The organism is Streptomyces sp. NPDC002088 (assembly GCF_040296605.1).
Classification (GTDB): Bacteria; Actinomycetota; Actinomycetes; order Streptomycetales; family Streptomycetaceae; genus Streptomyces.
Genome location: NZ_JBEOXO010000111.1, coordinates 1 through 1,560, shown reverse-complemented (window position 1 = coordinate 1,560; position 1,560 = coordinate 1). Strand labels below are relative to the sequence as shown.

The following is a 1,560-nucleotide window of genomic DNA, read 5'->3' as shown; positions in this document are numbered from 1 at the left end:
ATGATCGAGGCCGCGATCTGCGACGGCGACTGGGTCACCGTCCGCCGCCAGCCGGTCGCCGAGAACGGCGACATCGTCGCCGCGATGCTCGACGGCAAGGCCACCGTCAAGCGCTTCAAGCGCGAGGACGGCCACGTCTGGCTCCTCCCGCACAACGCCGCGTACGAGCCGTTCACGACGCGCGTCCCGTGGTCGGCGTCCCTTGTCAGTTACGGCGCTTGAACAGCGCTGCGCCACCCATCGGGGGACCATCCCCGCAGGCACGGGGAGCAGGTCCTGGTCCGGCTCGCCGACGGCGGCGGCGGCCAGGGACCATCCCCGCGGGCGCGGGGAGCAGGACGACGCCCAGACCACCTTGGTCATTCCGTCGGGACCATCCCCGCGGGCGCGGGGAGCAGGTCGGGGCATCCAACCTCGTTGTCGGCGCCTCGGGACCATCCCCGCGGGCGCGGGGAGCAGGCCTCCCACTTCTGGCGCGTCCAGTGATCGGAGGGACCATCCCCGCGGGCGCGGGGAGCAGGTGACCGCCTTGCTGGCCGGCCCTGGTTCCTGGGGACCATCCCCGCGGGCGCGGGGAGCAGCGCTCGTAGGCGCTCTTGTCGATGCCCGTGAAGGGACCATCCCCGCGGGCGCGGGGAGCAGCCGTTGGGGGTGGGGCGCTGGGCCTCGTAGGAGGGACCATCCCCGCGGGCGCGGGGAGCAGGTCAGCTTGGGTGGCGGGGTGAGGCCGGGCCCGGACCATCCCCGCGGGCGCGGGGAGCAGCCGATCCGCGACAGCACCGCGAGGCTGGAGCGGGGACCATCCCCGCGGGCGCGGGGAGCAGGCGGTGCATCAGGCGGCGATGGCTGCGGCGCAGGGACCATCCCCGCGGGCGCGGGGAGCAGTGGCACATCACCAGCAACGCCAAGGACTGGACGGGACCAACCCCGCGGGCGCGGGGAGCAGGGTGCAATGTGGGGGGTTGACTCAATCACGACGGGACCATCCCCGCGGGCGCGGGGAGCAGTCTCCTGGATCTTGCAGGTGCCGATCCAGTTCGGGACCATCCCCGCGGGCGCGGGGAGCAGTCGTCCACGCGCATCGAGGTGAAGTGACCGTAGGGACCATCCCCGTGGGTGCGGGGAGCAGGTGCGGTTCGGGCTCATGGGCGGTCTCCGCGTGGGACCATCCCCGCGGGCGCGGGGAGCAGTCGGTGGCCTCGGCCGGGATCGGGATGCCGGGGGGACCATCCCCGCGGGCGCGGGGAGCAGTTGCCCGCGTCGAGACTGGCGATCTTGTCTCGGCGTCGCTCGAATCCTGGTTCAACCGACGCCGACAATCTTGGCGTTGGGACCATCCCCGCGGGCGCGGGGAGCAGCACGTCAGCATGGGCAACTTCGAGTGGGTGGAGGGACCATCCCCGCGGGCGCGGGGAGCAGGGCACGTTCGTCGCGCCGGCGAAGTTCCTCGAGGGACCATCCCCGTGTGTCGGCAACGGGTGAAACGAGGGCCACGTACGGCGGATGAAAAGTGAGCCACTCCGCGATCTCTTGATCATGCTGACTTCACTGGTCTGGAGT

At 72.2% G+C, this 1,560-nt stretch carries 1 protein-coding gene and 1 CRISPR repeat array; the gene reads left to right on the top strand.

Features of this window, described 5'->3' with window-relative positions; all coding sequences use genetic code 11:
- A partial coding sequence (locus tag ABT114_RS50375) for a LexA family protein (protein ID WP_351154110.1) occupies positions 1 to 222 on the top strand: 222 nt, incomplete at its 5' end.
- A gap of 22 nt (positions 223 to 244) precedes the next feature.
- A CRISPR array of direct repeats spans positions 245 to 1,251; the repeat unit is 29 nt; unit sequence GGGACCATCCCCGCGGGCGCGGGGAGCAG.
- Positions 1,252 to 1,560: the final 309 nt, after the last annotated feature.